This is a genomic window from Bacteroides sp. ET489, from assembly GCF_030518095.1.
Lineage (GTDB): Bacteria > Bacteroidota > Bacteroidia > Bacteroidales > Bacteroidaceae > Bacteroides > Bacteroides ndongoniae.
Genome location: NZ_JAULLJ010000124.1, coordinates 1 through 711, shown reverse-complemented (window position 1 = coordinate 711; position 711 = coordinate 1). Strand labels below are relative to the sequence as shown.

The following is a 711-nucleotide window of genomic DNA, read 5'->3' as shown; positions in this document are numbered from 1 at the left end:
AGGGTGAGGACGGTGCCGACGGCAAGGATGGGAAGGGCATACAGGGCATCACCAATTACTACCTTGCCAGTTCGTCATCTTCGGGTGTCACCGCTTCTACATCGGGGTGGCAGACCGCCGTACAGACCACTAACGCTACAAAGCGATACCTGTGGAACTACGAACGCATAACCTATACTGATGGCACTACGGTAAACACCACACCTGCCATCATCGGCATGTACGCCGCTGACGGGACGGACGGTACCGACGGGCGCGGCATACGGAGTGTCAGGGAGCAGTACGGCGTATCGTCGAAACAGGGCGTGCAGCCGTCTTCGTGGCAGGACACCATGCCCACGCTGTCTGCCACGAACAAATACCTGTGGAATCGCGAGACTACCACCTACACAGACGGCTCTACTGATACGCGTACCCACATCATAGCCGTTTATGGTGACAAGGGAGACCAAGGGGCACCCGGTACGCCGGGCGCCGACGGCAAGCCGGGACAGGACGGGCAGGACGGACTTCCGGGCTGTATCATCCGACGTGCCGAATGGGCGGCAGGCATCGAATGGCGCAACGACGAGGCACTAACCTCGGGAACGCGCTACATTGACGTGGCACTGGTACGCGACGACTCTACCGCCACCGGCTACCGGGCATTCAAATGCCTGAAGACGCACGTGTCCACCGATGCCACGTCGCCCCTGCTATCCGGCGGTACCG

General features: G+C 60.6%; 1 protein-coding gene. It reads left to right on the top strand.

Translation table 11 applies throughout. From position 1 onward, the window contains the following. Nucleotides 1-218: 218 nt before the first annotated feature. A partial coding sequence (locus Q3C19_RS18310) for a collagen-like protein (RefSeq protein ID WP_302731303.1) occupies nucleotides 219-711 on the top strand: 493 nt, incomplete at its 3' end.